This window comes from Azohydromonas caseinilytica (genome assembly GCF_012927045.1).
Taxonomy (GTDB): domain Bacteria; phylum Pseudomonadota; class Gammaproteobacteria; order Burkholderiales; family Burkholderiaceae_C; genus Azohydromonas; species Azohydromonas caseinilytica.
Map to the genome: position 1 here is coordinate 267,978 of NZ_JABBFW010000003.1, position 26,561 is coordinate 294,538.

Consider the following 26,561-nt stretch of genomic DNA (forward strand, 5'->3'; position numbering starts at 1 on the left):
GACGCCGTCGCGGGCTTTTGCATTTCCGGAACCGAATTTGGAGATTCGACGATGGCCTTGAAGGACCAGATCACCGAGGACATGAAGTCCGCCATGCGCGCCAAGGACACGGCGCGGCTGTCCACCATCCGGCTGCTGCTGGCGGCGATCAAGCAAAAGGAAGTGGACGAGCGCATCACGCTGGACGATGCGCAGGTGGTGTCGGTGGTGGACAAGCTGGTCAAGCAGCGCAAGGACTCCATCGCGGCCTACACCCAGGCCGGGCGCCAGGACCTGGCCGACGTCGAGAGCGCCGAGATGGCGGTGCTGCAGGGCTACCTGCCGCAGCGCCTGAGCCAGGCCGAGGTGCAGGCCGAGGTCGATGCGCTGGTGGCCGAGCTCGGCGCCGCCGGCCCGGGCGACATGGGCAAGGTGATGGGCGCGGCCAAGGCGCGGCTGGCCGGCAAGGCCGAGATGGCGCTGGTGTCCGCCGCCGTGAAGCAGGCCCTCAGCCGCTAAGCTGGCGCGATGAGCACCCCCACCGAACTCCCCGTGCGCGCCCTGACCGCCGAGCTGTGCGTGGCGCCGCAGCTGCCGCCCGAGGCGATGGCCGAGGTCGCGCGCGCCGGCTTCCGCAGCGTGATCAACAACCGTCCCGACTTCGAGGGCGGCCCCGAGCAGCCCACCAGCGCCGCCGTCGAGGCCGCGGCCCGCGCCGCCGGCCTGGAGTACCGGCACCTGCCGGTGGCGCCGGGCTACCAGTCGCCCGAGGAGGCCGCGGCTTTCGGCCAGTTGCTGCAGGAGCTGCCCAAGCCCGTGCTGGCCTTCTGCCGCACCGGCACGCGCAGCACCAAGCTGTTCGTGCAGGCCCAGCAGCAGCAGGGCTGAGCTGACGGCGCCAGGCCCGCCGCGGGCGGGCCTGGACGGCGCCTCCAGCGCCGGCATTTCGTCTCATCCGCCGGCCTCGTTTCGCGGCAATAGTGCGCAACCGGCCCGGTTGCAGCGGCTGGCGCCACAAGGTCCGCGTCGATTCCATCAGCGACACTGAGCCGGTGCTGCGCCGCACCATGGGGCCGCCGCGCGTCGCGCCGCCGCGACCGGCAGCACGGCCCCGCCGCAGCGGCACGCCTTCGCCTTTCTCCCGTCCAACATCGCCGGCCGCCCCGCGCCCTCATGCCTCGCACCGCCTTGTTCGCCTCGTCCCCGGGCCGTCTGGCCTGGTGCGTGCTGGCAGCCGGCATGCTCCTGTCGATCGCCGCCTTCGCCTGGCTGCGCACCCAGGCGCAGGAGGCGCTGGAGCATCGCCTGCAGGCCCAGTCGCGCGAGGCGCGCGATGCCATCGAGATGCGGCTGCGCGCCTACGCCGACGTGCTGCACGGGCTCTCGGCCTTCTTCAACGGCTCCGACACCGTCTCGCGCGCGGATTTCCGCCGCTACGCCCACAGCCTCGACCTCGCCCGGCGCTACCCGGGCCTGCAGCTGCTGAGCTTCACCGAGCTCGTGCGCCACGAGGAGCGCGACGCCTTCGAGCGCGCGGTGCGCCAGGACCACAGCCTGCAGCCCGGCGGCTACGCGGCGTTCCGCATCCATCCCGAGATCCGGCGCGAGGCGTACTACGTGGTCAAGTACATCGAGCCGCACGAGGGCATGGAGCCCAACCTCGGCTTTGACCTGGCCAGCGACGGCGCCCGCCGCGCGGCGCTGGAGCGGGCCCGCGACAGCGGGCGCCTCTCCGCCTCGGGCCGCGTGCTGCCGGCCAGCCCCACCACCACCACGTCCAACTTCCAACTGCGCATGGCGGTCTACCAGGCCGGCATGCCGCTGGACAGCGTGGAGCAGCGCCGCCAGGCCTTCCTTGGCGTGGTCGGCGCCGGGCTGAACATGAACAGCTTCGTGGCCGCCACGCTCTCGCCCGGCATGCGGCGCAACCTGCAGCTGCGCATTTACGACAACGGTCCCATCGACGGCGCGCCGCTGCCCGCGGACCCTGATTCGCTGCTCTACGACAGCGCCAACCCCGACGCGGACGCGGCCATGCCGGCGGACCTGCGCGCCGAGCACCTGCTGGAGATCGGCGGACGGCGCTGGCTGCTGCAGGTCGGCCCCACCGAGATCTTTGCCGATGACTACGCCTCCAACGTCGCCCTGCCCTGGACGGTGCTGGCGGCGGGTCTGGGCATGTCGCTGCTGATGTTCGCGCTGGTGCACACCCTGTCCAGCGCGCGCGGACGCGCCATCGCGCTGGCGCAGACCATGACGCAGGAGCTGCGCCACAGCGAAGCCGAGCTGGCCGAGGCCCAGCGCGTGGCACGCCTCGGGAGCTGGCGCTTCGACGTGGACACCGACGAGTTCCAGGCCTCCACGCAGGCGCAGCGGCTGCTCGGCGCCCCGGCCCTGGAGCGGCTGCATCCCGCCGACCGCGCGCTCTTCAACCAGCGCCTGCGCGAGGCGGCCGCCGACGGCGCCGGCTTCGAGCTGGAGCTGCGGCTGCTGCCCTGGTCGGGCGAGGCGGACACCGACGCGCCGCCGGGCCCGGGCGAGCATGCCGAGCAGCGCTGGCTGCACGCCATCGTGCGGGCCGAGCGCGACGCAACGGGGCGCGTGCGCCAGCTGCGCGGCACGCTCATGGACATCAGCGAGCGCAAGCACGGCGAGCTGCGCCTGGCCGTGGAGCACGCCACCACGCGCATCCTGGCCGACAGCAGCGACGAGGCCCGGGCGCTGCAGCAGCTGTTCCACATCTGGTGCGAGACGCTGGACTGGCAGGCCGCGGCCCATTGGCAGTGGGACGGCTCTGCCCTGCGCTGCACCCAGCGCTGGTGCGCGCCGGGCGCCGAGGCCAGCGCCGTGCCCTCCGACACGCCCGGCGAATGGGTGCAGCGCGCCTGGCACCAGCGCGAGCCGGCCTGGACGGCGCGGGCACTGCCCGACGACGCGGGCGCCGCGGCGGCCGCCTCGACGCCGGGCGCGCTGGCAGTGCCGGTGGCCTTCGCCGGCACGGCGGCCGGGGTGCTGGAGTTCCGCCGCGCCAGCAGCGTGCGCGCCCCCGACGCCGGGCTGGTGGCGCTGGCGCGCACGCTGGGCTCGCAGTTCGGCCAGTTCCTGCAGCGCCGCCGGGCCGAGCAGGAGCTGCTGCACGCCGCGCACCACGACCCGCTCACCGGCGCCATCAACCGCAACCTGTTCGTGACGCAGCTGCAGCACGCCATCGAGCGCAGCCGCCGCGCCCAGGCGCGGCTGGCGGTGTGCTTCGTCGATCTGGACCGCTTCAAGGCCATCAACGACACGCTGGGCCACACCGCCGGCGACCAGCTGCTGCGGCAGATGGCCGCGCGGCTGCGCGCCAACCTGCGCCGCGCCGACCTGGTGGCGCGCCACGGCGGCGACGAGTTCGTGGTGCTGGCCGAGGACGTGGGCAGCCCCGAGACGCTGGAGAAGCTGGCGCGCAAGCTCGTGAGCGTGCTGGCCGTGCCCTACCTGGTGCAGGGCCACGAATGCCCCGTGACCGGCAGCGTGGGCGTGGCGGTGTACCCCGAGGACGGCCAGGACGCCGCCACGCTGCTGCGCCATGCCGACATCGCCATGTACCGCGCCAAGGAGGCGGGCAAGAACCGCTACGCCTTCTACGCCGCGCGCATGGACGCGCAGGCGCAGCGCCGCCTGGCGCTGCAGGCGGCGCTGCGCCGGGCCGTGGACCGGCGCGAGCTGACGCTGGCCTACCAGCCCAAGATCGCCCTGGCCGACGGCCGCGTCACCGGCGTGGAGGCGCTGGCGCGCTGGGTGCATCCGGAGTGGGGCGCGATCAGTCCGGGCGAGTTCATCCCGCTGGCGGAGGACGTCGGCCTCATCGCCGAGCTCGGCCGCTGGGTGCTGTCGCAGGCGCTGGCGGACGCGGCGGCCTGGCACCAGCGCGGCCTGGGGCCGCTGCGGGTGGCGGTGAACCTGTCGGTGAGCCAGTTCGCCGACGGCGAGCTGCTGGCCAACGTGCGCCGCGCGCTGCACGACAGCGGCGCGCCGCCCAGCCTGCTGGAGCTGGAGCTCACCGAAAGCATGGTGATGCGCGACCCGGAGGAGGCGGCGCGGCTGCTGCAGGCGCTGCGCGCGCTGGGCGTGCAGGTGTCCATCGACGATTTCGGCACCGGCCATTCCTCGCTGGCCTACCTCAAGCGGCTGCCGCTGGACGCGGTGAAGCTGGACCGCTCCTTCGTGCAGGACCTGCCCGACGCGCCCAAGGACGCCGCCATCGCCACCGGCGTCATCGCGCTGGCGCAGCAGCTGCGGCTGGAGGTGGTGGCCGAGGGGGTGGAGACGCAGGCGCAGCGCGACTTCCTGCGCCAGGCCGGCTGCGACCAGGCGCAGGGCTACTTCTTCAGCCGCCCGCTGCCGGCGGCGGCCCTGGTGGAGTGGCTCCAGGCCTACCGGCGCGAGGGCGCGGGGGTGGAGCGGGAGGCGGTTTGAGGAGGTGGCGACGCGCCGCTCAAGGAGGCCGTCCGGGCCCGCCCGCCTCATACCGATTCCACTTTGGTCGTGAAATGACCCGTTCGTACTGAGGTATCGAAGTACGAATCCGACAGGCTGCGATGGCGGCACCGCGGTAGGGGCCGTTCATCCTTCGATATCTCAGGACGAACGGGATGACTTCACTCACAAGCCAGAAGTGGGATCAGCCCCCCAGATACGCCGCCTGCACCTTCGGATCGTCCAGCAGCGCGCGGCCGTTGCCCTGCAGCACGATGCGGCCGGTCTCCAGCACGTAGGCCTGGCTGGCGATGCGCAGCGCCTGGCGCACGTTCTGCTCGACCAGCAGGATGGTCAGCCCGCTGCGGTTGATGCTCACCAGCGTCCTGAAGATCTCCTGCACCACGATCGGCGCCAGGCCCATGGAGGGCTCGTCCAGCAGCAGCACGCGCGGCTTGGCCATGAGCGCGCGGCCGATGGCCAGCATCTGCTGCTCGCCGCCGGAGAGGTTGCCGGCGTAGCCGTCGAGCCGCTCCTTCAGGCGCGGGAACAGCTCGAAGATGCGCTCCAGCTCGCCCGCCGCGGCCTTGCGGCCCGGGCGGCTGTAGGCGCCCAGCTCCAGGTTCTCGCGCACGGTCAGCGTGGTCAGCATGGCGCGGCCTTCGGCCACCTGCACGATGCCGCGCGCCACGCGCTCGTGCGGTTTCAATTGGCCCAGGTCCTGCCCCTCGAACAGGAAGCGCCCGGCGCGCGGCTTCACCAGGCCCGACAAGGCCATCAGCGTGGTGGACTTGCCCGCGCCGTTGGCGCCCACCAGCGCGGTGATCTCGCCCTCGCGCAGCTCGAAGTCGATGCCCTTGACCGCCTCGATGTGGCCGTAGGCCACCTGCAGCCCTTCCACGCGCAGCAGCGGGGTGTGGCTCACGTTCGCACTCATGCCCGTGCCTCCTGCGTGGCTTCCTGGAGCGGGTCCTCGTCGCGGCCCAGGTAGGCCTCGATCACCTGCGGGTCGTTCTGCACCACCTCGGGCGTGGCGTCGCAGATGATGCGGCCGAAGTTCAGCACCGCCACGCGCTCGCACAGCCCCATCACGAAGCGCATGTCGTGCTCGATCATGAAGATGGCGTAGCCGCGGCCGCGGATGTTGCGGATCTCGTGCATGAGTTCCGTCTTCTCGCTGGCGTTCATGCCCGCCACCGGCTCGTCCAGCAGCAGCAGCTTGGGCTCGGTGGCCAGGGCGCGCGCCAGCTCCAGGCGGCGCTGCTCGCCGTAGGACAGGCTGTCGGCGGTGGAGCCGGCCTTGTGGTCCAGCCGCACCCAGCTCAGCAGCTCCAGCGCGCGCTCGCGGGCGCGCTTTTCCGCGGCGCGCACGCCGGGGCTGGACAGCAGCGTGCCTAAAGCGCCGTAGCCCAGGTGGCGGTGCATGCCCACCACCACGTTGTCGAGCAGGCTCATCTCCTTGAACACGCGGATGTTCTGGAAGGTGCGCGCGATGCCGGCGCGCGTGACCTCGTGCGGCTGCAGCCCGATGAGGCTTTGGCCGCCGAAGGTGATGGCGCCGCCCGTGGGCCGGAACAGCCCGGTGATGAGGTTGAAGACGGTGGTCTTGCCGGCGCCGTTGGGGCCGATCAGACCGAAGATGCTGCCCTCGGGGGGCAGCTCGATGTTGACGTCCTGCAGCACGTGCAGGCCGCCGAAGCGCATCGAGACGTTGGCGAGCTTCAGCATCGCATTACCCTCCCCGGCCCAGCAGGCGGCGGAACCGCATCGGGTCCCACAGCCCACGCGGCAGGAACAGCGTGATCACGACCAGGATCAGGCCGTTGACCACGAGGCGGAAATCCTTGAGCCCGCGCAGCAGCTCGGGCAGCAGCGTCAGGATCACCGCGCCCAGCACCGGGCCGCTCAGGCCGTTGATGCCGCCCAGGATCGCCATGGTCAGGATCTCCACGCCGCGGTCGAAGCCGTACTCGTTGGGCCCGATGAAGAAGGTCAAGTGCGCATTGAGCGCGCCGGCCAGGCCGGCCAGCGCCGCGCCCAGCACGAAGGCCAGCATCTTGTGCGCGGCCACGTCGATGCCCATCAGCGCCGCGGCGGTCTCGTCTTCCTTGATCGCTTCGAACGCCCGCCCGATGCGCGTGCGCCGCAGCTGCCACAGCGCGAACAGCGCCAGCACCACGGCCAGCGCCACATGCCACCACTGCGTCAGCTGCGGAATGCCGTTGAGGCCCAGCGCGCCGCCGGTCCAGTCCTCGGTGTTGAGGATGAGGATGCGCACCACCTCGCCGAAGCCCAGCGTGGCCATGGCCAGGTACACGCCCGACAGCCGCAGCGTGGGCTTGCCGATGAGGAAGGCCACCAGCGAGGGCGCCACCATGCCGGCCAGCAGCGCCAGCGGGAACGGCGTGGCGGTGTTCATGGTGAGCAGCGAGGCGGTGTAGGCGCCGATGCCCATGAACGCGGCGTTGGCCATGGCCAGCAGCCCGCAGGACAGCGTGAGGTAGATGGACAGCGCCAGCAGCGCGTTGGTGCCCAGCGTGAGCACCAGGTTGCTGTAGACGGCCCAGAAGTTGTCGAAGGCATCCATCGGGTCGTCACGCCTTGCGCTGTTGCATCTTGCCGAACAGGCCCGTGGGCCGCACCAGCAGGATCAGGAACAAGAGGCCGAAGGCCACGGCGTCGCGCATGGTCGAGCCGATGTAGGCCACCGACATCACCTCGGCGAAGCCCAGGAACAGCCCGCCCAGCAGCGCGCCGCGGATGTCGCCCATGCCGCCCAGGATGATCACGGCGATGCCCTTGTGCAGCATGGGCTGGCCCATGAGCGGAAAGATGGCGTTGGAGGACAGCCCGATCAGCACGCCGGCCAGCCCGCCCAGCCCCGCCGCCACGAAGGAGGTCAGCATGAACAGGCCTTCGACGTTGATGCCCAGCAGCCACGCGGCCTTGGGCGACTCGGCGATGGCGCGCAGCGCGCGGCCCAGCTGCGTGCGCTGGATACCCAGCAGCAGCACGGCCATCAGCGCGAAGGACAGCAGGATGATGCCCAGCTCCAGCACCGTCAGGTGCAGCCCGCCCAGGTCCAGCGCCGACTCCGGCACCACCTCCTGCGGGAAGCGCTTGTTCTCGGCGCCGAAGAGGCCCTGCATGGCGCTGGTCACGGCGATGCCGATGCCGATGGTGGTGATCATCGGGATCAGGTGCGGCGCGTTGTTGGCACGCAGCCGGCGCAGCACCAGGCGGTCGATGAGCAGGCCGAACACGCCGCTGACCAGCGCCGCCGCCAGCGTGGCGGCCCACAGCGGCAGCTGGAACTGCTCCACGAACACCAGCGCCGCGTAGGCGCCCACGGTGAACATGGCGCCGTGCGAAAGGTTGATCACGCCCAGCACGCCGAAGACCAGCGTGAAGCCCAGCGCGAACAGGGCATACACGCAGCCCAGCGAGAGCGCGTTGATGAGTTGTTGTTCAAGCATGAAAAGTCCTTGAGGCCAAAGTGAGCGCGGCGCGCCTTGGGGCGCGCCGCTGGCTCAAACGCAGCTCAAGAAGTCCAGGATCTGATGAATCCGTTCGTCCTGATGCTTCGATACCTCAGCACAGGGTGCGCCTTGCGGCGCATCGAAGGATGAACGGCCCCGGCTGTGCGGTTGGCGTTCGAGCCTGACGGATTCGTCCTTCGATACCTCAGGACGAACGGGTCAGTAAGGGCCCGGAACTTGGTAGCGCCCTATTCCCTATTACTTCTCGATGGTGAACTTGCCGCCGCGCGTGACACTGACGATGGCCGTCTGCTGCGCGTCATAGCCCGCGGGGCGGCCGGCCTTGTCGGTGGCGCGGCGGAACTGGAAGGCACCGGTGACGCCGTTGTGCTTCACGTCGGGCAGCGCGTTGCGCAGCGCCACGCGGTCGGCGGCGATGTTGCCGCTGAGCTTGATCTTCTTCATCGCCTGCGAGGCGATGTAGAGGCCGTCATAGGCCTGGGCGGCGAACTGGTCGGGCGCGGTCTTGAACTTGGAGGTGTAAGCCACCACGAACTTGCGGTTGGCTTCCGACTGGTTCTCGATGGACCAGGGGCTGCCCACCCACAGGCCTTCGGCGCGCTCCTTGGCCAGGTCGAAGACCTTGACCGAGTTCATGCCGTTGCCGCCGATGATGGGCACGTTCAGGCCCAGCTGGCGGGCCTGCACCATGATCGGCGCGCCCTCGGCCAGCAGCGCCGACAGCACGATGGCGTCGGGGTTGGTGGCCTTGATCTTGGTGAGCTGCGCCTTGAAGTCCACGTCGCCCTTGGCGAAGGTCTCGGTGGTGGTGACGGGGATGTTGAGGTCGCTCAGCGCCTTCTTGAAGTTGTCGTAGCCGCTCTTGGTGAAGACGTCGTCGTTGCCGTAGAGCACGGCCACCTTTTTCACGCCCGCCTTCTTGACCGCCATCTTCAGCGTCTCGGGCAGCACGTCGGCCTCGGTGACGGAGTTGCGAAACACGAAGTCGCCGATGGAGGTGATGCCGTCGGCGGTGTTGGAGGTGCCGAACACCACGGTCTTGGCGCCCTGCGCGATCGGGTCGGCGGCCTGCGCGGAGTTGGAGAGCGTCGGGCCGAAGACCATCAGGACCTGGTCCTGGAAGATGAGCTTCTTGAAGACGTTGATCGCCTCTTCCTTCTTGCCCTGCTCGTCTTCGATGACCAGCGCAATCTTGTTGCCGTTGATGCCGCCCGCGGCGTTGATCTCGTCGGCGGCCAGCTGGAAGCCGTTGCGGATGGCCGTGCCGTACTGGGCGGCGCCGCCGGACAGCGCCTCGGCCACGCCAACCTTGATGTCGGCCGCCTGCGCGAAGGTCGCGGCCAGCGCCGCACTCAGGAGGGTGAGCAGTTTCTTCATGAGCTTGTCTCAGCGGTAGGGGTAATGCGCGTGACGGACCCGCCGCGCGGGCCAACCGGCAAGTGTACGCCGGCAACCAAATGCGTCAGAAGCGCGTAAGTGCAAGCGAAGCGCGAGCCGTTCCACAGGCTGGGCGACCCGGATCGAGGTTGAAAGTTTCCGTTCGCCCTGAGCCTGTCGAATGGCCCAGCCCGAACGGAATGCCTTCGATGCGAAGAACGAGAACCAGGCTCAGAGCCCGGCGACCTTCATGCGCTCGATCAGCACCGAGCCGGTGGTCTTGCTGCCCATGGTGTACTCGTCGGCACCCACGGCCACGATCTGCTTGAGCATCTCGGCGAGGTTGCCGGCGATGGTGATCTCCTGCACCGGGTGCACGATGCGACCGTCCTCGACCCAGAAGCCGGTGGCGCCGCGCGAGTAGTCGCCGGTGACGAAGTTGACGCCCTGCCCCATCAGCTCGATCACGAACAGGCCGCGGCCGAGCTTGCGCAGCATCGCGTCGAGGTTGTCGCCGGGCTGGGTGAGGCGGCTGGTGAAGTGCAGGTTCTGCGAGCCGCCGGCATGGCCGGTGGTGCGCAGGCCCAGCTTGCGCGCCGAGTAGCTGGAGAGGAAGTAGCCCTGCGTCACGCCGGCCTCGACCACGGTGCGCCGGCGCGTGGCCACGCCCTCGTCGTCGAAGGGCGCACTGCCCTTGCCGCGCAGGATGTGCGGGTCCTCGACGAGGTCCAGGTGCTCGGCCATGGTCTGCTTGCCCAGGCTGTCGTGCAGGAACGTGGCCTTGCGGTAGAGCGCGCCGCCGCTGGTGGCCTGCACGTAGCCGCCGATCAGGCCAGCGGCCAACGTGGACTCGAACAGCACCGGCACCTCGCAGGTGGCGATCTTGCGGGCCTTCAGGCGCGAGAGCGCGCGCTCGGCGGCGTAACGGCCCACGGCCTCCGGGCTGGCCATCTCGGAGGCGTTGCGCATCGAGGTGTACCAGTGGTCGCGCTGCATGCCGTCGCCGCGCCCGGCGATGGGCGCGACCGACAGCGAGTGGCGCGAGCTGGCGTAGCCGCCCTTGAAGCCGCGGGTGTTGGCGGACAGGAAGTGTGCCTGCTGCGCCGACACGCCGGCGCCTTCGGAGTTGGTGATGCGGCGGTCGGTGTCGAAGGCGGCCTGCTCGCAGCGGCGCGCGAGCTCGGCGGCGGCCTCGGCGTCGATGTCCCAGGGGTGGAACAGGTCCAGGTCGCGCGCGGCGTCCTCGGCCGAGACCAGGTCCTGCTCGTCGGGCAGGCCCGCGGCCGGGTCCTCGGCGGTGAAGCGGGCGATGTCGAAGGCCGCGCGCACGGTCTGCTCCAGCGCGGCGGGCGAGAAGTCGGAGGTGCTGGCGTTGCCGCGGCGCTGGCCGATGTAGACGCTGATGCCCACGGACTTGTCGCGGTTGCGCTCGACGTTCTCCAGCTCGCCCTTGCGCACCGACACCGACAGGCCCACGCCCTCGGAGACCTCCACACCGGCATCGCTGGCGCCGAGCTTCTTGGCAAGCGCCAGGGCGTCATCAACGATCTGCTCGAACTGCTCGCGCGTGTAGGCAAAAACCGGGGCGTTGGAACGGGTCATGGAGGGCTTGCTGCAGGGGTGTGTAGAGGGGCCGGGGCTATCATACCCAGCGCTTTTGAATCGCTATGTCCATCCCTGAATCCGATTTCCAGCCCGACGAGGGCGAGGGCGAACGCCCCAGCAAGTCCGCGCTCAAGCGCGAAGCCCATGAGCTGCAGAAGCTTGGGCAGGACCTGATCGAGCTGCCCGACACGCGGCTGGCCGCCATCCCGATGGACGAAGGCCTGCTCACCGCGCTGCGCGAGCTCAAGAAGACGCGCTCGCACGAGGGGCGCCGGCGCCAACTGCAGTACGTGGGCAAGCTCATGCGCTCGGCCGACGTGGAGCCGCTGCGCGAGGCCGTCGCGGCCTTCAAGCTCGGCCACGCGCAGGACGCCGTGAAGCTGCACCGCGCCGAGCGCTGGCGCGAGGAGCTGGTCGCCGACCCCGAGGCCGTCACGCGGTGGATGCGCGCGCATCCGGACAGCGACGTGCAGCGGCTGCGCAGCCTCATCCGCGCCGCGCAGAAGGACGCCGCCGCCCCGCCCGAGCAGCGCCATGGCCGCGCCTGGCGTGAGCTGTTCCAGTTCATCAAGCCGGAGATCCGCGACGATGAGTGAGCCTGCTAACGCCACCGGCAACGAGTTCGACCCGGTCCGCATCGGGCTGGTGTCCATCAGCGACCGCGCCTCCGCCGGCGTCTACCAAGACCAGGGCCTGCCCGCGCTGCGCGACTGGCTGTCGCGCGCGCTGCGCAACCCGGTGCAGTGGGTGGAGCGGCTCATTCCCGACGAGCAAGAGGGCATCAGTGCCACGCTGCGCGAGCTGGTCGATGAGCAGCGCTGCGACCTGGTGCTGACCACCGGCGGCACCGGCCCCGCGCCGCGCGACGTCACGCCCGAGGCCACGCTGGCCGTGGCGCACAAGGAAATGCCGGGCTTCGGCGAGCAGATGCGCCAGATCAGCCTGCGCTTCGTGCCCACGGCCATCCTCTCGCGCCAGGTGGCGGTGATCCGCGGCCAGGCGCTGATCATCAACCTGCCCGGCCAGCCCAAGGCCATTGCGGAAACGCTGGAAGGCCTGCCCCAGGCCACGCCCCCGGCGCCGGGCATCTTCGCCGCGGTGCCCTACTGCATCGACCTCATCGGCGGGCCGTACCTCGAAACCGATCCGGCCGTTTGCAAGGCGTTCCGGCCCAAGTCGGCGATCCGGCCGCCCAAGGCCTGAAGGCTCGCTTCCGGACGTGACGACGGCGCCCGCGGGCGCCGTTTCTCATGCGGGCTGGCGTTTTGGGCGCGCGGCCTTCAAAACCCTACTTCACCAGCCGGTTCAGCCGCTCGGCGTCGAACTGCTCGGTGGTGTGGGCGTCGCGCGGCAACTCGTCGGCGGGCAGCTCGCGGGCGCGGGACGAGAGTTTTTCAATCGCCTGCCACAGCAGCGCGATCTGGTGCTCGTGGCTGGAGGCGTTGTCGATCAGGCCCTTCATGGCCTGCGCCACCGGGTCGTCGCCCTGCGTCACGCCGTAGGCCGAGAAGCCCATGCGCGCGGCGGCGGCTTCGCGCGCGGCCTCGACCTCGGCCTGCAGCACGCGCGCCGGGTTGCCCACCGCCGTGGCGCCCGGCGGCACCGGCTTGACCACCACAGCGCCGGAGCCGATGCGCGCACCCGCACCCACGGTGAAGCCGCCCAGCACCTGCGCATTGGCCCCCACGATCACGCCCGGCTCCAGCGTCGGGTGGCGCTTGGAGCCGCGCGTCAGCGAGGTGCCGCCCAGCGTCACGCCCTGGTAGATGGTGCAGCCGTCGCCGACCTCGGCTGTCTCGCCGATGACCACGCCCATGCCGTGGTCGATGAACACGCGCCGGCCGATCTTCGCGCCCGGGTGGATCTCGATGCCGGTGAAGAAGCGCCCCAGGTGCGAGACGAAGCGGCCGAGCCAGCGCAGCCCGTGCCGCCAGCACCAATGCGACAGCTGATGAAACATCAGCGCATGCACGCCCGGATAACAGGTGAGCACCTCCCAGTTGGAGCGCGCGGCAGGGTCGCGCTCCCGGATGCAGGAGATGGTTTCACGCAGGCGGCTGAACATGGTCATGACTTCCCGAGGGGGTAGCGAAGTGTAGGCAACGCGGGCGGACCCTGTTGCGCACGCAGCGCCACCACGAATGCAAATTCAGTGGCGACCCTTGCGCGCGGCGCGCTGCACGGCGCGCGCGATGCCGCGCAGGATGTGGATTTCTTCCGCCGTCGGCTGGGCCCGGTTGACGAGCTGCTGCAGCCGCGGCAGCAGCTTCTTGGGCGCGGCCGGGTCGAGGAAGCCGATCTCCACCAGCGCCTCGCGCCAGTGCTCCAGCGCGCCCTGCACCGCCACGCCGTCGGCCAGCGTGGCGTCCGGCACGCGCGGCTGCACGCCGAAGCCGCCCAGCGCCTGGCGCCAGTCGTAGGCGACGAGCTGCACCGCCTGCGAGAGGTTGAGCGAGCCGTACTCGGGATGCGTGGGCACGCTGATGCAGGCGTGGCAGCGGTACACCTCCTCGTTGCTCATGCCGTAGCGCTCGCTGCCGAAGACGAAGGCCACGCGGTGCGGCCCGGCGGCCAGCCGCGGCAGCAGCTCGCGCGGGGCGTGGGTGGGCGGGCCGAAGTCGCGCGGCGTCATGGCCGTGGCGCAGGCGAAGGACACGCCCTCCAGCGCCTCGGCCAGGCTGTCCACGATGCGCGCGCGCGCCAGGATGTCGGCCGCGCCGCTGGCCATGGCCACGGTCTCCTCGCGCGCGAGCACGTCCGCGAAGCGCGGGCGCACCAGCACTAGGTCGGCAAAGCCCATCACCTTCATGGCGCGCGCGGCGGCGCCGACGTTGCCGGGATGGCTGGTGTGGAGCAATACGAAGCGGGTCGTGTCAGGCGTCACGGCGCGCGCGGATTCGCCTTGGCCCGGGCTGGGCGTGGGGCTTGCTGGCGCTGCGGAATCGGGCATCGGCTCTAGAATTCAGGGTTTTGCGCAGCGCGGATTGTCGCTGCCCGCTCTTTCCTTCCCGCAGCCGTCTCCCGCGCCGCCGCCGTGCCTTTGGCATGGCGCCCACCCGATCTCATTTTCAAGGCCGATCCATGTCCCAAGCGCTACACCCCATGCTCAACATCGCCATCAAGGCGGCTCGCGCGGCGGGGGCGATCATCAACCGCGCCTCGCTGGACCTGGACCTGCTGCGCATCAACACCAAGGGCCCCAACGACTTCGTCAGCGAGGTGGACCAGGCCGCGGAGCAGGTGATCATCGAGACGCTGCTGCAGGCCTATCCCGGCCACGGCATCCTGGCCGAGGAGTCGGGCCGTGAGCATGGCGCGCGCAACAGCGAGTACGTCTGGATCATCGACCCGCTGGACGGCACCACCAACTTCATCCACGGCTTCCCGGTCTACGCGGTGTCCATCGCGCTGGCGCACCGCGGCGTGGTGCAGCAGGCCGTGGTGTACGACCCCACGCGCAACGACCTCTTCTACGCCACCAAGGGCCGCGGCGCCTACCTCAACGACCGCCGCCTGCGCGTGTCCAAGCGCACGCGCATGCAGGACGCGCTCATCGGCACGGGCTTTCCCTTCCGCCGCGGCGACAACTTCAAGCGCTACCTGAAGATGTTCGAGGAGGTGATGCAGCAGTGCGCCGGCCTGCGCCGCCCCGGCGCCGCCGCGCTGGACCTGTGCTATGTCGCCGCGGGCTACTACGACGCCTTCTTCGAGACCGGCCTGAACCCCTGGGACGTGGCCGCGGGCTCGCTGATCATCACCGAGGCCGGCGGCCTCATCGGCAACTTCACCGGCGAGAGCGACTACCTGTTCCAGCGCGAGGTCGTGGCCGGTACGCCGCGCATCTTCGGCCAGCTGGTGCAGACCCTGGCGCCCTATTCCCGCGTCATCAAGGCCGACGAGACCGAAGGCGCGCAATCCGCCCCGGCCGACCTGCCCACGCCTGAGCAGGCGCTGGCCGACAGCCTGAAGGCCGAGCCCGCCGCGGCGGCCGAGCCCACGCCCAAGAAGGGCCCGGTGCGCATCCGCAAGGGCGACGCCAGCGCGCCGGCCGCGCCTACCGCTGCGGCCGCGCCGGCGGCCCCGGCCACGCCGCCCGGCGAAGACGCCCCGTTCTGATCGAGGCCCACTGCGCAATGGCCCTGGACGAGAAGGCACTGGCCGGCCACACGCCGGTGATGCAGCAGTACCTCCGCATCAAGGCGGAGTTTCCGGAAGCGCTCGTGCTGTTCCGCATGGGTGACTTCTACGAGCTGTTCTACGAGGACGCCCGCCGCGCCAACCGGCTGCTCGACGTCACGCTGACCAGCCGCGGCCAGAGCAACGGCGAGCCGGTGCTCATGGCCGGCGTGCCGGTGCACGCGCTGGAGACCTATCTCGCCAAGCTCATCCGCCTGGGCGAGGCCGTGGCCATCGCTGAGCAGGTGGGCGACGTCAACGCCAAGGGCCCGGTGGAGCGCAAGGTGGTGCGCGTGGTCACGCCCGGCACCGTCACCGACACCGAGCTGCTCAACGAGCGCCAGGACACGCTGCTGCTGGCCGCGCACCGCAAGGGCAACGTCTGGGGCCTGGCCTGGCTGGGCCTGTCCAGCGCGCAGCTGGGCCTGACCGAGTGCAGCGAGCGCGAGCTGCCGGGCTGGCTCACAAGGCTGGCGCCGGCGGAGATCATCCACGGCGCCGAGGGCGAGGCGCCGGCCGCGCTGGTGGCCGCGGGCGCGGCGCTCACCCGCCGCCCGGCCTGGCAGTTCGACAGCGCCGGGGGCCTGCGCAAGCTGTGCACGCAGCTGCAGGTGCAGAGCCTGCAGGCCTTCAATGCCCAGGAGCTGAGCGTGGCCCAGGCTGCGGCCTCGGCGCTGCTGGCCTATGCCGAGCACACCCAGGGGCAGGCGCTGTCGCACGTGGCGACGCTGCGCGTGGAGCGCGCCGACGAGCTGCTGGACCTGCCGCCGGCGACGCAGCGCAACCTGGAGCTGGTGCAGACCCTGCGCGGCGACGACGGCCCTACCCTGCTGTCGCTGCTGGACTGCTGCCGCAGCGGCATGGGCAGCCGGCTGCTGCGCCAGTGGCTGACGCAGCCGGCCCGCGCGCGCGACGCCGCCAAGGCGCGCCACGAGGCCATCGCCGAGCTGCACACCCAGGGCTTCGAGCCGCTGCGCGAGCGGCTGCGCCACATCAGCGACGTGGAGCGCATCGCCTCGCGCATCGCGCTGCGCCAGGTGCGCCCGCGCGAGCTGGCCGGGCTGCGCGAGACGCTGCTGTCACTGCCCGCGCTGGAAGCCACCGTGCCCGAGGGCGCGCCGCTGCTGCTGATGCTCAAGGCCGCGCTGCAACCCCCGCCCGACATCGCCGGGCTGCTGCAGGGCTCGCTGCTGGCCGAGCCCGCGGCGCTGCTGCGCGACGGCGGCGTGATCGCGCCGGGGCTGGATGCCGATCTCGACGAGCTGCGCGGCATCAACGAGCACTGCGACGCCTTCCTGCTGGCGCTGGAGACGCGCGAGCGCGAGCGCACCGGCATTTCGAACCTGCGCGTGCAGTACAACAAGGTGCACGGCTTCTACATCGAGGTCACCACCGGCCAGCTCGGCCGCGTGCCCGACGACTACCGCCGCCGCCAGACGCTCAAGAACGCCGAGCGCTTCATCACGCCGGAGCTGAAGGCCTTCGAGGACAAGGCCTTGTCGGCGCAGGAGCGCGCCCTGGCGCGCGAAAAGTGGCTTTACGAGCAGCTGCTGGACCAGTTGCAGCCGCACCTGCCGGTGCTGCTGGCGCTGGCGCGCGCCCTGGCGCAGCTGGACGTGCTCTCCACCCTGGCCGAGCGCGCCGCCACGCTCAACTGGTGCCGGCCGCAGTTCGTGCCGCAGCCCTGCATCGACATCGAGGCCGGGCGCCACCCGGTCGTCGAGGCCCGCCTGGCGGAAACCGGCGGCGGCGCCTTCATTTCGAACCACTGCCGGCTCGATGCGCGCACGCGCATGCTGGTCATCACCGGCCCGAACATGGGCGGCAAGAGCACCTACATGCGCCAGGTGGCCCTGATCGCGCTGCTGGCGGCCATGGGCTCCTACGTGCCCGCCAAGAACTGCCGGCTGGGTCCGATGGACGCGATCCACACCCGCATCGGCGCGGCCGACGACCTGGCCAACGCGCAGTCCACCTTCATGCTGGAGATGACCGAGGCGGCCGCGATCGTGCACGGCGCCACCGAGCACAGCCTGGTGCTGATGGACGAGATCGGGCGCGGCACCTCCACCTTCGACGGCCTGGCGCTGGCCGGCGCCATCGCCAGCCACCTGCACGACCGCAACCGCGCCTTCACGCTGTTCGCCACGCACTATTTCGAGCTCACGGCCTTCCCGGAGAAGCACCCGCAGGCCCTCAACGCGCACGTCAGCGCCGTGGAGGGCAGCGGGCACGACATCGTGTTCCTGCACGAGATCCAGAGCGGGCCGGCCAGCCGCAGCTACGGCGTGCAGGTGGCGCGGCTGGCGGGCATGCCCGCCTCGCTGATCCGCCAGGCGCGCGCGACGCTGGAGGCGCTGGAAGCGCAGCAGCGCAGCGGCCAGACGCAGGTGGACCTGTTCGCCGCGCCGCCCGCGATCCCTGAAGAGCCCGCCCGCGAGCCCTCGGCGCTGGAGGAGGCGCTGGCGGGCATCGACCCCGACGCGCTCACCCCGCGCGAAGCGCTGGACGCTCTGTACCGATTGAAAACTCTCCTCGCGGAGGCGACATGACCTACTGCATCGGTATCCGGCTCGACGCCGGCCTCGTCTTCCTGTCCGATTCGCGCACCAACGCGGGCATGGACCAGATCAGCACCTTCCGCAAGATGATGGTGTACGAGCGCCCGGGCGACCGCTTCATGACGCTGCTGTCGGCGGGCAACCTCAGCATCTCGCAGTCGGTGCGGGAGCTGCTGCAGGTCGAGCGCATCGAGGGCCCCGCGGGCGAGCCGCCGATCACGATCTGGAACGCGCGCAGCATGTTCGACGCGGTGCGCGTGCTCAGCGCCGCGGTGCGCCGCGTCTACGAGCAGGACGGGCATTCGCTCAAGCGCCACGGCATCGACTTCAACACCTCGCTGATCTTCGGCGGCCAGATCGGGCGCGAGCCGATGCGCATGTTCCTGATCTATTCCGAAGGCAACTTCATCGAGGCCACGCGCGAGACGCCCTATTTCCAGATCGGCGAGAGCAAGTACGGCAAGCCGGTGCTGGACCGCCTGATCAACCCGCGCACCACGCTGGACCAGGCCGCCAAGTGCGCGCTGGTGTCGATGGACTCCACGCTCAAGTCCAACCTCTCGGTGGGGCTGCCGCTGGACCTGCTGGTCTACCGCGCCGGCGAGCTGCGCTGCGACCGCATGATCTGCATCGACGAGCACAACCCCTATTTCGAGATGGTGCGCGGCACCTGGGGCCAGCGGCTGCGCGAGGTGTTCGACGGCATGGACAACCCGCGCTGGGACGGCGGCGACAGCGCCCACCCGCTGCTGGCGAGCTCGGCGCGCTACGACCCGCTGACCAAGGTCGTCGGTCCCGAGACGCGGCTGGCCGCGGGATGAGCGACGGCAAGCGCTGCATCGTCTTCGCCCACGGCAACGGCTTCCCGGCCGGCACCTACGCGCGGCTGTTCGAGGCCTGGCGCGCGGCCGGCTACGAGGTGCTGGCGCCGCGGCAGTTCGGCCATGACCCGCACTTCCCGGTCGGCGACGGCTGGGGCCGGCTGCGCGACGAGCTGGCGCACTTCATCGAGCAGCACGCCAAGGCGCCGGTGTTCCTGGTCGGGCATTCGCTGGGCGGGCTGCTGTGCCTGAAGACCGCCTCGCGCCGCCCGGGGCTGGCGCGCGGCGTGGTGGTGCTGGACTCGCCGATCTTCGCCGGCTGGCGCGCGCAGGCCGTGCGCCTGGTCAAGCTCACCGGGCTGATGCAGCGCATCTCGCCGGGGCGGGTGTCGCGCCGGCGCCGGCGCGAGTGGCCCACGCGCGAGGCCGTGCGCCAGCACTTCGTGAGCAAATCGGTGTTCAGCACCTGGGACCCGCGGGTGCTGGCCGATTACGTGCAGGCCGGCTTCGTCGAGCGCGAGGGCCGCGTGCGGCTGGCCTTCGAGCCCGAGGTGGAGACGCGCATCTACGACACGCTGCCGCACGACCTGGCGCGCACGCTGCGCCGCCATCCGCTGCAATGCCCCATGGGCTTCGTCGCGGGCACGCGCTCGCAGGAGATGCGCCAGGGCGGCGTCGAGCTGGCCCGGCGCCTGGCCGGCGCGCGCTTTCGCTGGATCGAGGGCACGCACCTGTATCCGATGGAAAGCCCCGAAGACACCGCGGCACTCGTGCTCGAATTGCTGGCCGACATGCCCTGAGGCAAGCCCGCGCGTCAGGGGAGCGCCGGAGGCGGCCCGTATAATCGCGCTTTACCACCAAGGCATCCGTGCGCCGGCACCCGGGCACTCCAAGCGGATGCGCGCTCCATGACCAAGTTCGTCTTCGTCACCGGCGGTGTGGTGTCCTCGCTGGGCAAGGGCATCGCGTCGGCGTCCCTGGCCGCGATCCTCGAATCGCGCGGCCTCAAGGTCACCCTCATCAAGCTGGACCCCTACATCAACGTCGATCCCGGCACGATGTCGCCCTTCCAGCATGGCGAAGTGTTCGTCACCGACGACGGCGCCGAGACCGACCTGGACCTGGGACACTACGAGCGCTTCATCACCACGCGGATGAAGCGCAGCAACAACTTCACCACCGGCCAGATCTACAAGTCGGTGCTGGAGAAGGAACGCCGCGGCGACTACCTCGGCAAGACCGTCCAGGTCATTCCGCACATCACCAACGAGATCCAGGATTTCGTCAAGCGCGGCGCGGGCTACGGCACGGCCGACGCGGTGGACGTGGCCATCGTGGAAATCGGCGGCACGGTGGGCGACATCGAGTCGCTGCCCTTCCTCGAAGCCGTGCGCCAGATGAGCCTGCGCATGGGCCCGGCCAACACCGCCTTCGTGCACCTGACCTACGTGCCGTGGATCGGCGCCGCCGGCGAGCTCAAGACCAAGCCCACGCAGCACACGGTGCAGAAGCTGCGCGAGATCGGCATCCAGCCCGACGCCTTGCTGTGCCGCGCCGACCGCCGCATCCCCGACGACGAGCGCGACAAGATCTCGCTGTTCACGAACGTGCAGGAAGCCGGCGTGATCTCGATGTGGGACGTGGACACCATCTACAAGGTGCCGCGCATGCTGCACGAGCAGGGGCTCGATGAGCTCATCTGCATGAAGCTGCAGTTGCTCACCCGCCCCGCGGACCTGCGCCAGTGGGACAAGCTGGTGTACGAGGTGACCAACCCGAAGACCGAGGTCACCATCGCCATGTGCGGCAAGTACACCGACCTGTCGGACTCGTACAAGTCGCTCAACGAGGCGCTGCGCCACGCCGGCATCCACAACCATGCGCGCGTGAACATCGAGTACGTGGACTCCGAGCTGCTCACGCCCGAGACCGTGGACAGCCTGGCGCAGTACGACGCGATCCTGGTGCCCGGCGGCTTCGGCAAGCGCGGCGTGGAGGGCAAGATCCTGGCCGCGCAGTACGCCCGCGAGCACCAGATCCCGTACCTGGGCATCTGCCTCGGGATGCAGGTCGCGACCATCGAGGTGGCGCGCCACCTGGCGGGCCTGACCGGCGCCAACAGCACCGAGTTCGAGCCCAATACGCCGCACCCGGTGATCGCGCTCATCGACGAGTGGCAGGAGGCCGACGGCACGATCCAGAAGCGCCATGCCGGCTCGGACCTGGGCGGCACCATGCGCCTGGGGGCGCAGAGCTCGGACGTCAAGCCCGGCACCATCGCGCACCGCATCTACGGCGACGTGGTCACGGAGCGGCACCGCCACCGCTACGAGGCCAACGAGCTGTACCTGGACAAGCTGCAGCAGGCCGGGCTGATCATCTCGGCCATCACGCAGCGCGAAAAGCTCACCGAGATGGTGGAGCTGCCGCAGGAAGTGCACCCGTGGTTCGTCGGCGTGCAGTTCCACCCCGAGTTCAAGAGCACGCCCTGGGACGGCCACCCGCTGTTCATCAGCTACGTCAAGGCCGCGCTGGACCACCGCGCCGCCCAGAAAGCCCAGCGCTGAAGGAGACCCGCGTGAAGTTGTGCGGATTCGAGGTCGGCCTCGACAAGCCTTTCTTCCTCATGGCCGGCCCCTGCGTGGTCGAAAGCGAGGACCTGCAGATCGAGGTGGCCGGACGGCTCAAGGAGATGACGGGCGAGCTCGGCATCCCCTTCATCTTCAAGAGCAGCTACGACAAGGCCAACCGCTCCAGCGGCACCAGCTTCCGCGGCCCCGGCATGGACAAGGGCCTGGAGATCCTGGCCAAGGTGCGCTCGCAACTGGGCGTGCCCGTGATTACCGACGTGCACAGCGAGGCCGAGGTCGAGCGCGTGGCCGCGGTGGTGGACGTGCTGCAGACGCCGGCCTTCCTGTGCCGCCAGACCGACTTCATCCGCGCCGTGGCCCAGTCGGGCAAGCCGGTGAACATCAAGAAGGGGCAGTTCCTGGCGCCCCATGACATGAAGAACGTGATCGACAAGGCCCGCGCCGCCGCGCGCGAGAAGGGCCTGGACGAGGACGCCTTCATGGCCTGCGAGCGCGGCGTGAGCTTCGGCTACAACAACCTCGTCTCCGACATGCGCAGCCTCGCGATCATGCGCGAGACGGGCGCGCCGGTCGTCTTCGACGCCACGCACTCCGTGCAACTGCCCGGCGGCCAGGGCACGAGCAGCGGCGGCCAGCGCGAGTTCGTGCCGGTGCTGGCGCGCGCGGCGGTGGCGGTGGGCATCTCCGGCCTGTTCATGGAGACGCACCCCGACCCGGCCAAGGCGCTGTCGGACGGCCCCAATGCCGTGCCCCTGAAGCACATGCGCGCGCTGCTGGAGCAGCTGCTGGCGCTGGACCGCGTCATCAAGTCGCAGCCCCTGCTCGAAAACGACTTCAGCTGCTGAGAAGAAGAGCCCTGCCCATGAGCGCCTACATCATTGCCGACGTGACCATCACCGACGCCGAGAAGATGGCCCGCTACCGCGAGTGGAGCACCCGCGCCATGCAGGAGCATGGCGCCGAGGTGCTGGTGCGCGGCGGCGCCATCGAGGTGCTCGAAGGGCCCTGGACGCCCGAGCGCCTGGTGGTGCTGCGCTTTGCCGACGCCGACCAGGCGCGGGGCTTCTACCGCAGCGAGACCTACACCCATGCGCGCAGCCTGCGTGAAGGCGCGGGTGTGATGCGCATGATCCTGGTCGAAGGCGTCGCCTGACGGCGCCGCGGCCAGCCCCAAGGCCGTCCATGCAACGGCCGGCACGCCGCGCAGCGCGTGCCTTTTCCAACTGAAACCCCACCGGAGAGACTTCCCCATGAGTGCCATCGTCGACATCGTCGGACGCGAAATCCTGGACAGCCGCGGCAACCCCACCGTGGAATGTGACGTGCTGCTGGAGTCGGGCACCATGGGCCGCGCCGCCGTGCCCTCGGGCGCCTCCACCGGCTCGCGCGAGGCCATCGAGCTGCGCGACGGCGACAAGAGCCGCTACCTGGGCAAGGGCGTGCTCAAGGCCGTGCAGCACATCAACACCGAGATCTCCGAGGCCGTGCTGGGCCTGGACGCCTCGGAGCAGGCCTTCCTGGACAAGACGCTGATCGACCTCGACGGCACCGACAACAAGGGCCGCCTGGGCGCCAACGCGATGCTGGCCGTCTCGATGGCCGTGGCGCGCGCCGCCGCGGAAGAGTCCGGCCTGCCGCTGTACCGCTACTTCGGCGGCATGGGCGCGGTGCAGATGCCCGTGCCGATGATGAACGTCATCAACGGCGGCGCGCACGCCAACAACAACCTGGACCTGCAGGAGATGATGATCATCCCCGTGGGCGCCCCGAGCTTCCGCGAGGCCATCCGCTACGGCGCCGAGGTGTTCCACGCGCTCAAGAAGATCATCGACGCCAAGGGCATGAGCACGGCGGTGGGCGACGAGGGCGGCTTCGCCCCCAGCGTGGAAAGCCACGAGGCCGCGATCCAGCTGATCCTGGAAGCCATCGACAAGGCCGGCTACACCGCCGGCGAGCAGATCGCCATCGGCCTGGACTGTGCCGCCAGCGAGTTCTACAAGGACGGCCAGTACGTCCTGGAAGGCGAAGGCGGCCTGAAGCTCTCCGCCGCGCAGTGGACCGACATCCTGGCCACCTGGTGCGACAAGTACCCGATCATCTCGATCGAGGACGGCATGGCCGAAGGCGACTGGGAAGGCTGGGCACACCTGACGCAGCGCCTGGGCAAGAACGTGCAGCTGGTGGGCGACGACCTGTTCGTCACCAACACCAAGATCCTGAAGGAAGGCATCGACAAGGGCATCGCCAACTCGATCCTCATCAAGATCAACCAGATCGGCACGCTGACCGAGACCTTCGCCGCCATCGAGATGGCCAAGCGCGCGGGCTACACCGCCGTGATCAGCCACCGCTCGGGCGAGACCGAGGACTCCACCATCGCCGACATCGCCGTGGCCACCAACGCCGGCCAGATCAAGACCGGCTCGATGAGCCGCAGCGACCGCATGGCCAAGTACAACCAGCTGCTGCGCATCGAAGAGGACCTGGGCGACATCGCCGTCTACCCCGGCCGCGCCGCCTTCTACAACCTGCGCTGAAGGTCCGCCGCGCCATGAAGTCCCTGCTCCGCCACCGGGCGGACGGCCGTTGAGCACCAGGAGCCCGTCATGCGGTTGGTGACCCTCGTGCTGCTGGCGCTGCTGGCGCTGGTGCATTACGAGCTGTGGTGGAGCAAGGGCGGCGTGCGCAACGTGGAAGCGTTGCGCGCGCAGGTCCAGGCGCAGCAGCAGGCCAACGCGCAGGCGCGCGAGGTCAACCAGCGCATGGCCACCGAGGTGGCCGACCTGCGCGAAGGCCTGGAGATGGTCGAGGAACGCGCCCGCGCCGAGCTGGGCATGCTCAAGCCCGACGAGATCCTGGTGCAGCTCAGCCCGGCGCGGCACTGACGGCACCGTGATGGACTGGCTGCAGGCGGCGGCGTTCACGCTGTGGGGCGTGGCGGTCAGCCGCGCCGAGGTGCTGGCCTTCGTGCTGGCGCTGTGGATGGTGCACTGCAACCTGCGCGTGAACCCGCTGGCGTGGCCGCTGGCCATTGCCAGCAGCGCGCTGTACGCCCTGCTCTTCGCCGGCAACCGCCTCTACGGCGAGGCGCTGCTGCAGTTCGTCTTCATCGCCGCCGCCTTCTGGGGCTGGTGGCAGTGGCTGCGCGGCACGCAGGACGACGGCCGCGCGCTGCAGGTGCGCGACCTCGGCCGCCGCGGGCTGTTGCGGCTGGGCGCCGTCACGCTGGCGGCCTGGCCGCTGGCAGGATGGCTGCTGCACAGCGTCACCGACTCCGACGTGCCCTACGCCGACGCCTTCACCACCGTCGCCAGCCTGGCCGGCCAATGGCTGCTGGGGCGCAAGTACGTGCAGAACTGGCCGACCTGGCTGGTGGTCAACATCGCCAGCGTCGCGCTCTTCGCCTTCAAGGGCCTGTGGCTCACCGTGCTGCTCTATGGCGTGTTCGCGGTGCTCTCGGCCGTGGGCTGGCGGCGCTGGGCGCGCCTGGCGCGGCGGCCGCAGGGGCTGGAACCCGCTTCCGCCTGATCATTTCTGCGCTCACAGTGAAGTATTCCGTTCGTCCTGAGGTATCGAAGGATGAACGGCCCCCGCTGTGCGACCGCCATTGCAGCCTTGCCGATTCGCCCTTCGATACCTCAGGGCGAACGGGTCATTTCAAGATCAAGGCGAGATTGCAATGAACTTTGCCGGGCTGCTGGCCGGTCCTTAACTCATGTCCGATCGCCTCAACGTCATCGCCCTGCTCGGCGCCGAAAGCACCGGCAAGACCGCGCTGGCGCAGGCGCTGGCCGAGCGGCTGGCGCGCGACACCGGCCTGCGCACCGCCTGGGTGCCGGAGGTGCTGCGCGAGTGGTGCGAGCGCGAGGGACGCACGCCGCGCGCCGACGAGCAGGCCGCCATCGCCCTGGCGCAGCAGCGGCGCATCGAGGAAGTCGCCGCCGCGCACGACCTGGTGGTGGCCGACACCACGCCGCTGATGACCGCCGTCTACAGCGAATACCTCTTCGACGACCGCTCGCTGCACGCGATGGCGGCCGATTTCCAGCGCCGCTGCGCCGCGACGCTGCTGACCGCGCTGGACCTGCCCTGGGTCGCCGACGCCCACCTGCGCGACGGCGCGCAGGTGCGCGCGCCGGTGGACCGCCTCGTGCGCGGCCTGCTGCTGGCCCAGGGCCTGTCGTGGTCGGTGGTGCACGGCGCAGGCGAAGCGCGCCTGGAGCACGCGCTGGACGCGCTCTCGCCCTGGCTGCGCACGCTGCCCGCGCCGCGCGCGGGCCTGTTCACGCGGCTGCAGCAGCGCGAAGCGGCCCAGCCGGCCTGGCAGTGGGTGTGCGAAGACTGCGACGACCCGCAGTGCGAGCACGCGCTGCGGGCGACGGGGCACAAGGCCAGCGACGTCTGAGTCGCTGGATTGTCAACTCAGAGAACACCGTTTTCGCACAAACAGCGTGCCGGTTGCGAAAACCGTAAACCCGCTGGAAACAGTCTTGGGACCGATCTCACTGCACCGCCGTCGATGACGGCGGCTGGTCGCGCTCCGGCGTGAACAGCTCGCCCACGTCCACCACGTCGAAGTGGTACTGGCGCCCGCAGAAGTCGCAGCCGATCTCCACCTCGCCGCGCTCCTCCACGATGGAGTCGATCTCCTCGCGGCCCAGGCTCTTGAGCATCGAGCCCACGCGCTCGCGCGAGCAGGTGCAGGCAAAGCGCGGCTGCTGCGGCTCGAAACGGCGCACGTCCTCTTCCCAGAACAGGCGGTGCAGGATGGTCTCGGCGTCCAGCGTCAGCAGTTCCTCGGCCTTGAGCGAGCTGGCCAGGTGCGCGATGCGGTTGAAACCTTCGGCCAGCAGCTCGGCCTCGGCCCGCTTCTCGCGCTTTTCGAGGTTGCCCTCGCCCTCGATGGGCAGGCGCTGGATCAGCAGCCCGGCGGCGACCTCGTCGTTGGCGGCCAGCACCAGGCGCGTCTCCAGCTGCTCGGACTGGCGCATGTACTGCTCCAGCACGGCCGAGATGCTCTGCAGCGCGTGGAACTCCTCGCCCATGGCGGAGAGCGGCACCACGCCCTGGTAGGGCTGCTGGCCCGGCTGGCGGTCGCGCGGGTCGAGCGTGATGGCGCAGCGGCCGCGGTTGTGGACGTTGAGCATGGCCTCCAGCTGCGCGCCTTCGGGCACCTCGCCCACCACCTTGGCCGTGGCGCGGAAATGCAGCTCGGGCTGCACCTCGACCACGGCCATCTTGACCGGGCCGTCGCCGAAGATCTGCATCACCAGGGCGCCGTTGAACTTGATGTTGGACTGCATCAGCACGGCCGCGGCCGTCATCTGGCCCAGCAGCTCGCGCACCGGGGCCGGGTAGCCGCCGCTGGCTTCGCGACGCTGCAGCACCTCGCGCCAGCTGTCGGTGAGCCGCACCAGCATGCCGCGCACGGGCAGGCCCTCGAACAGGAATTTGTGCAGATCGCTCATGGTGTCGTGATTGGGGTTTGTGTAC

Annotated in this window: 25 protein-coding genes; 16 read left to right on the forward strand and 9 right to left on the reverse strand. The window is 70.2% G+C overall.

All coding sequences use genetic code 11. The features are described 5' to 3' along the window. Positions 1-51: 51 nt before the first annotated feature. The 3 genes from HHL10_RS06620 (at position 52) to HHL10_RS06630 (ending at position 4,437) form a co-directional block, all read left to right on the forward strand. Positions 52-498: a GatB/YqeY domain-containing protein gene (locus HHL10_RS06620; RefSeq protein WP_169159550.1), complete on the forward strand. Its 447-nt coding sequence runs from the start codon at positions 52-54 to the stop codon at positions 496-498. A 9-nt stretch (positions 499-507) separates the two neighbouring features. Next, positions 508-867, forward strand: a complete 360-nt coding sequence (locus HHL10_RS06625; protein WP_169159551.1) for a protein tyrosine phosphatase family protein — start codon at positions 508-510, stop codon at positions 865-867. A gap of 351 nt (positions 868-1,218) precedes the next feature. After that, complete coding sequence (locus HHL10_RS06630) at positions 1,219-4,437, forward strand: bifunctional diguanylate cyclase/phosphodiesterase (protein ID WP_169159552.1); 3,219 nt, start codon at positions 1,219-1,221, stop codon at positions 4,435-4,437. Positions 4,438-4,642: 205 nt separating this feature from the next. On the opposite strand, the gene HHL10_RS06635 is transcribed toward HHL10_RS06630, so the two are convergent. The 6 genes from HHL10_RS06635 to pmbA all read right to left on the reverse strand — a co-directional run bounded on the left by HHL10_RS06635 (position 4,643) and on the right by pmbA (position 10,916). Further along, entirely contained in the window at positions 4,643-5,374 is a 732-nt protein-coding gene (locus HHL10_RS06635; protein ID WP_169159553.1) for an ABC transporter ATP-binding protein, read from the reverse strand. Continuing rightward, positions 5,371-6,165: an ABC transporter ATP-binding protein gene (locus tag HHL10_RS06640; protein WP_169159554.1), complete on the reverse strand. Its 795-nt coding sequence runs from the start codon at positions 6,163-6,165 to the stop codon at positions 5,371-5,373. Before HHL10_RS06640 ends, HHL10_RS06635 begins: the two co-directional genes overlap by 4 nt. A 4-nt stretch (positions 6,166-6,169) precedes the next feature. Continuing rightward, positions 6,170-7,024, reverse strand: a complete 855-nt coding sequence (locus tag HHL10_RS06645) for a branched-chain amino acid ABC transporter permease (protein ID WP_169159555.1) — start codon at positions 7,022-7,024, stop codon at positions 6,170-6,172. Between the two features lie 7 nt (positions 7,025-7,031). After that, entirely contained in the window at positions 7,032-7,913 is an 882-nt protein-coding gene (locus tag HHL10_RS06650; RefSeq protein ID WP_169159556.1) for a branched-chain amino acid ABC transporter permease, read from the reverse strand. A gap of 261 nt (positions 7,914-8,174) precedes the next feature. Further along, positions 8,175-9,314, reverse strand: coding sequence for an ABC transporter substrate-binding protein (locus HHL10_RS06655; RefSeq protein ID WP_169159557.1), 1,140 nt, complete (start codon positions 9,312-9,314; stop codon positions 8,175-8,177). Between the two features lie 231 nt (positions 9,315-9,545). Beyond that, positions 9,546-10,916, reverse strand: coding sequence for a metalloprotease PmbA (gene pmbA, locus HHL10_RS06660; protein WP_169159558.1), 1,371 nt, complete (start codon positions 10,914-10,916; stop codon positions 9,546-9,548). Positions 10,917-10,981: 65 nt separating this feature from the next. On the opposite strand from pmbA, the gene yjgA reads away from it, so the two are divergent. Then, the gene (gene yjgA, locus HHL10_RS06665; RefSeq protein WP_169159559.1) at positions 10,982-11,515 is read left to right on the forward strand and encodes a ribosome biogenesis factor YjgA; all 534 of its coding nucleotides are present in this window, start codon (positions 10,982-10,984) and stop codon (positions 11,513-11,515) included. Further along, positions 11,508-12,122, forward strand: coding sequence for a molybdopterin adenylyltransferase (mog, locus tag HHL10_RS06670; RefSeq protein ID WP_169159560.1), 615 nt, complete (start codon positions 11,508-11,510; stop codon positions 12,120-12,122). Before yjgA ends, mog begins: the two co-directional genes overlap by 8 nt. An 85-nt stretch (positions 12,123-12,207) precedes the next feature. Here mog and cysE read toward each other — a convergent pair whose 3' ends face one another. Both cysE and HHL10_RS06680 read right to left on the reverse strand, forming a co-directional pair. Beyond that, positions 12,208-12,984: a serine O-acetyltransferase gene (gene cysE, locus HHL10_RS06675; protein WP_169159561.1), complete on the reverse strand. Its 777-nt coding sequence runs from the start codon at positions 12,982-12,984 to the stop codon at positions 12,208-12,210. Positions 12,985-13,068: 84 nt separating this feature from the next. Then, positions 13,069-13,803, reverse strand: a complete 735-nt coding sequence (locus HHL10_RS06680; protein ID WP_310734541.1) for an RNA methyltransferase — start codon at positions 13,801-13,803, stop codon at positions 13,069-13,071. A gap of 197 nt (positions 13,804-14,000) precedes the next feature. Between HHL10_RS06680 and HHL10_RS06685 the strand changes: the two genes are divergently transcribed. The 11 genes from HHL10_RS06685 (at position 14,001) to HHL10_RS06735 (ending at position 25,473) form a co-directional block, all read left to right on the forward strand. Continuing rightward, complete coding sequence (locus HHL10_RS06685) at positions 14,001-15,035, forward strand: inositol monophosphatase family protein (protein WP_169159563.1); 1,035 nt, start codon at positions 14,001-14,003, stop codon at positions 15,033-15,035. A 17-nt stretch (positions 15,036-15,052) separates the two neighbouring features. Further along, positions 15,053-17,647, forward strand: a complete 2,595-nt coding sequence (mutS, locus tag HHL10_RS06690) for a DNA mismatch repair protein MutS (protein WP_169159564.1) — start codon at positions 15,053-15,055, stop codon at positions 17,645-17,647. Then, positions 17,644-18,477: a proteasome-type protease gene (locus HHL10_RS06695; RefSeq protein WP_169159565.1), complete on the forward strand. Its 834-nt coding sequence runs from the start codon at positions 17,644-17,646 to the stop codon at positions 18,475-18,477. Before mutS ends, HHL10_RS06695 begins: the two co-directional genes overlap by 4 nt. Then, on the forward strand, positions 18,474-19,277 hold the full coding sequence (locus tag HHL10_RS06700; protein ID WP_169159566.1) for an alpha/beta fold hydrolase: 804 nt from the start codon (positions 18,474-18,476) through the stop codon (positions 19,275-19,277). Before HHL10_RS06695 ends, HHL10_RS06700 begins: the two co-directional genes overlap by 4 nt. Before the next feature lie 108 nt (positions 19,278-19,385). After that, the gene (gene pyrG, locus HHL10_RS06705; protein ID WP_169159567.1) at positions 19,386-21,044 is read left to right on the forward strand and encodes a CTP synthase; all 1,659 of its coding nucleotides are present in this window, start codon (positions 19,386-19,388) and stop codon (positions 21,042-21,044) included. Positions 21,045-21,055: 11 nt separating this feature from the next. Further along, positions 21,056-21,913, forward strand: a complete 858-nt coding sequence (gene kdsA, locus HHL10_RS06710) for a 3-deoxy-8-phosphooctulonate synthase (RefSeq protein ID WP_169159568.1) — start codon at positions 21,056-21,058, stop codon at positions 21,911-21,913. A gap of 17 nt (positions 21,914-21,930) precedes the next feature. Beyond that, a complete protein-coding gene (locus HHL10_RS06715) occupies positions 21,931-22,221 on the forward strand; it encodes a DUF1330 domain-containing protein (protein WP_169159569.1) in 291 nt (96 codons plus the stop codon). Positions 22,222-22,318: 97 nt separating this feature from the next. Further along, entirely contained in the window at positions 22,319-23,605 is a 1,287-nt protein-coding gene (gene eno / locus HHL10_RS06720) for a phosphopyruvate hydratase (RefSeq protein ID WP_169159570.1), read from the forward strand. 69 nt (positions 23,606-23,674) lie between these two features. After that, positions 23,675-23,953: a cell division protein FtsB gene (gene ftsB, locus HHL10_RS06725; protein ID WP_169159571.1), complete on the forward strand. Its 279-nt coding sequence runs from the start codon at positions 23,675-23,677 to the stop codon at positions 23,951-23,953. 10 nt (positions 23,954-23,963) lie between these two features. Further along, positions 23,964-24,596 carry a nicotinamide riboside transporter PnuC gene (gene pnuC / locus HHL10_RS06730; protein WP_169159572.1) on the forward strand — a complete coding sequence of 211 codons (633 nt, stop codon included), beginning with the start codon at positions 23,964-23,966 and terminating at the stop codon, positions 24,594-24,596. A gap of 187 nt (positions 24,597-24,783) precedes the next feature. Continuing rightward, positions 24,784-25,473 carry an AAA family ATPase gene (locus tag HHL10_RS06735; RefSeq protein WP_169159573.1) on the forward strand — a complete coding sequence of 230 codons (690 nt, stop codon included), beginning with the start codon at positions 24,784-24,786 and terminating at the stop codon, positions 25,471-25,473. Positions 25,474-25,570: 97 nt separating this feature from the next. Here the strand turns inward: HHL10_RS06735 and hslO are convergent, their stop codons facing one another. Next, complete coding sequence (gene hslO, locus HHL10_RS06740; protein ID WP_169159574.1) at positions 25,571-26,536, reverse strand: Hsp33 family molecular chaperone HslO; 966 nt, start codon at positions 26,534-26,536, stop codon at positions 25,571-25,573. Positions 26,537-26,561 lie beyond the last annotated feature (25 nt).

Coding starts and splice junctions, on each gene's coding strand:
- hslO (WP_169159574.1), bottom strand. CDS start 26,536: ATGAGCGATCTGCACAAATTCCTGTTCGAGGGCCTGCCCGTGCGCGGC.
- HHL10_RS06695 (WP_169159565.1), top strand. CDS start 17,644: ATGACCTACTGCATCGGTATCCGGCTCGACGCCGGCCTCGTCTTCCTG.
- HHL10_RS06655 (WP_169159557.1), bottom strand. CDS start 9,314: ATGAAGAAACTGCTCACCCTCCTGAGTGCGGCGCTGGCCGCGACCTTC.
- yjgA (WP_169159559.1), top strand. CDS start 10,982: ATGTCCATCCCTGAATCCGATTTCCAGCCCGACGAGGGCGAGGGCGAA.
- HHL10_RS06715 (WP_169159569.1), top strand. CDS start 21,931: ATGAGCGCCTACATCATTGCCGACGTGACCATCACCGACGCCGAGAAG.
- HHL10_RS06650 (WP_169159556.1), bottom strand. CDS start 7,913: ATGCTTGAACAACAACTCATCAACGCGCTCTCGCTGGGCTGCGTGTAT.
- eno (WP_169159570.1), top strand. CDS start 22,319: ATGAGTGCCATCGTCGACATCGTCGGACGCGAAATCCTGGACAGCCGC.
- HHL10_RS06700 (WP_169159566.1), top strand. CDS start 18,474: ATGAGCGACGGCAAGCGCTGCATCGTCTTCGCCCACGGCAACGGCTTC.
- pmbA (WP_169159558.1), bottom strand. CDS start 10,916: ATGACCCGTTCCAACGCCCCGGTTTTTGCCTACACGCGCGAGCAGTTC.
- ftsB (WP_169159571.1), top strand. CDS start 23,675: ATGCGGTTGGTGACCCTCGTGCTGCTGGCGCTGCTGGCGCTGGTGCAT.
- HHL10_RS06620 (WP_169159550.1), top strand. CDS start 52: ATGGCCTTGAAGGACCAGATCACCGAGGACATGAAGTCCGCCATGCGC.
- mutS (WP_169159564.1), top strand. CDS start 15,053: ATGGCCCTGGACGAGAAGGCACTGGCCGGCCACACGCCGGTGATGCAG.
- mog (WP_169159560.1), top strand. CDS start 11,508: ATGAGTGAGCCTGCTAACGCCACCGGCAACGAGTTCGACCCGGTCCGC.
- HHL10_RS06685 (WP_169159563.1), top strand. CDS start 14,001: ATGTCCCAAGCGCTACACCCCATGCTCAACATCGCCATCAAGGCGGCT.
- HHL10_RS06640 (WP_169159554.1), bottom strand. CDS start 6,165: ATGCTGAAGCTCGCCAACGTCTCGATGCGCTTCGGCGGCCTGCACGTG.
- HHL10_RS06625 (WP_169159551.1), top strand. CDS start 508: ATGAGCACCCCCACCGAACTCCCCGTGCGCGCCCTGACCGCCGAGCTG.
- HHL10_RS06630 (WP_169159552.1), top strand. CDS start 1,219: ATGCTCCTGTCGATCGCCGCCTTCGCCTGGCTGCGCACCCAGGCGCAG.
- HHL10_RS06635 (WP_169159553.1), bottom strand. CDS start 5,374: ATGAGTGCGAACGTGAGCCACACCCCGCTGCTGCGCGTGGAAGGGCTG.
- HHL10_RS06645 (WP_169159555.1), bottom strand. CDS start 7,024: ATGGATGCCTTCGACAACTTCTGGGCCGTCTACAGCAACCTGGTGCTC.
- pnuC (WP_169159572.1), top strand. CDS start 23,964: ATGGACTGGCTGCAGGCGGCGGCGTTCACGCTGTGGGGCGTGGCGGTC.
- HHL10_RS06735 (WP_169159573.1), top strand. CDS start 24,784: ATGTCCGATCGCCTCAACGTCATCGCCCTGCTCGGCGCCGAAAGCACC.
- pyrG (WP_169159567.1), top strand. CDS start 19,386: ATGACCAAGTTCGTCTTCGTCACCGGCGGTGTGGTGTCCTCGCTGGGC.
- cysE (WP_169159561.1), bottom strand. CDS start 12,984: ATGTTCAGCCGCCTGCGTGAAACCATCTCCTGCATCCGGGAGCGCGAC.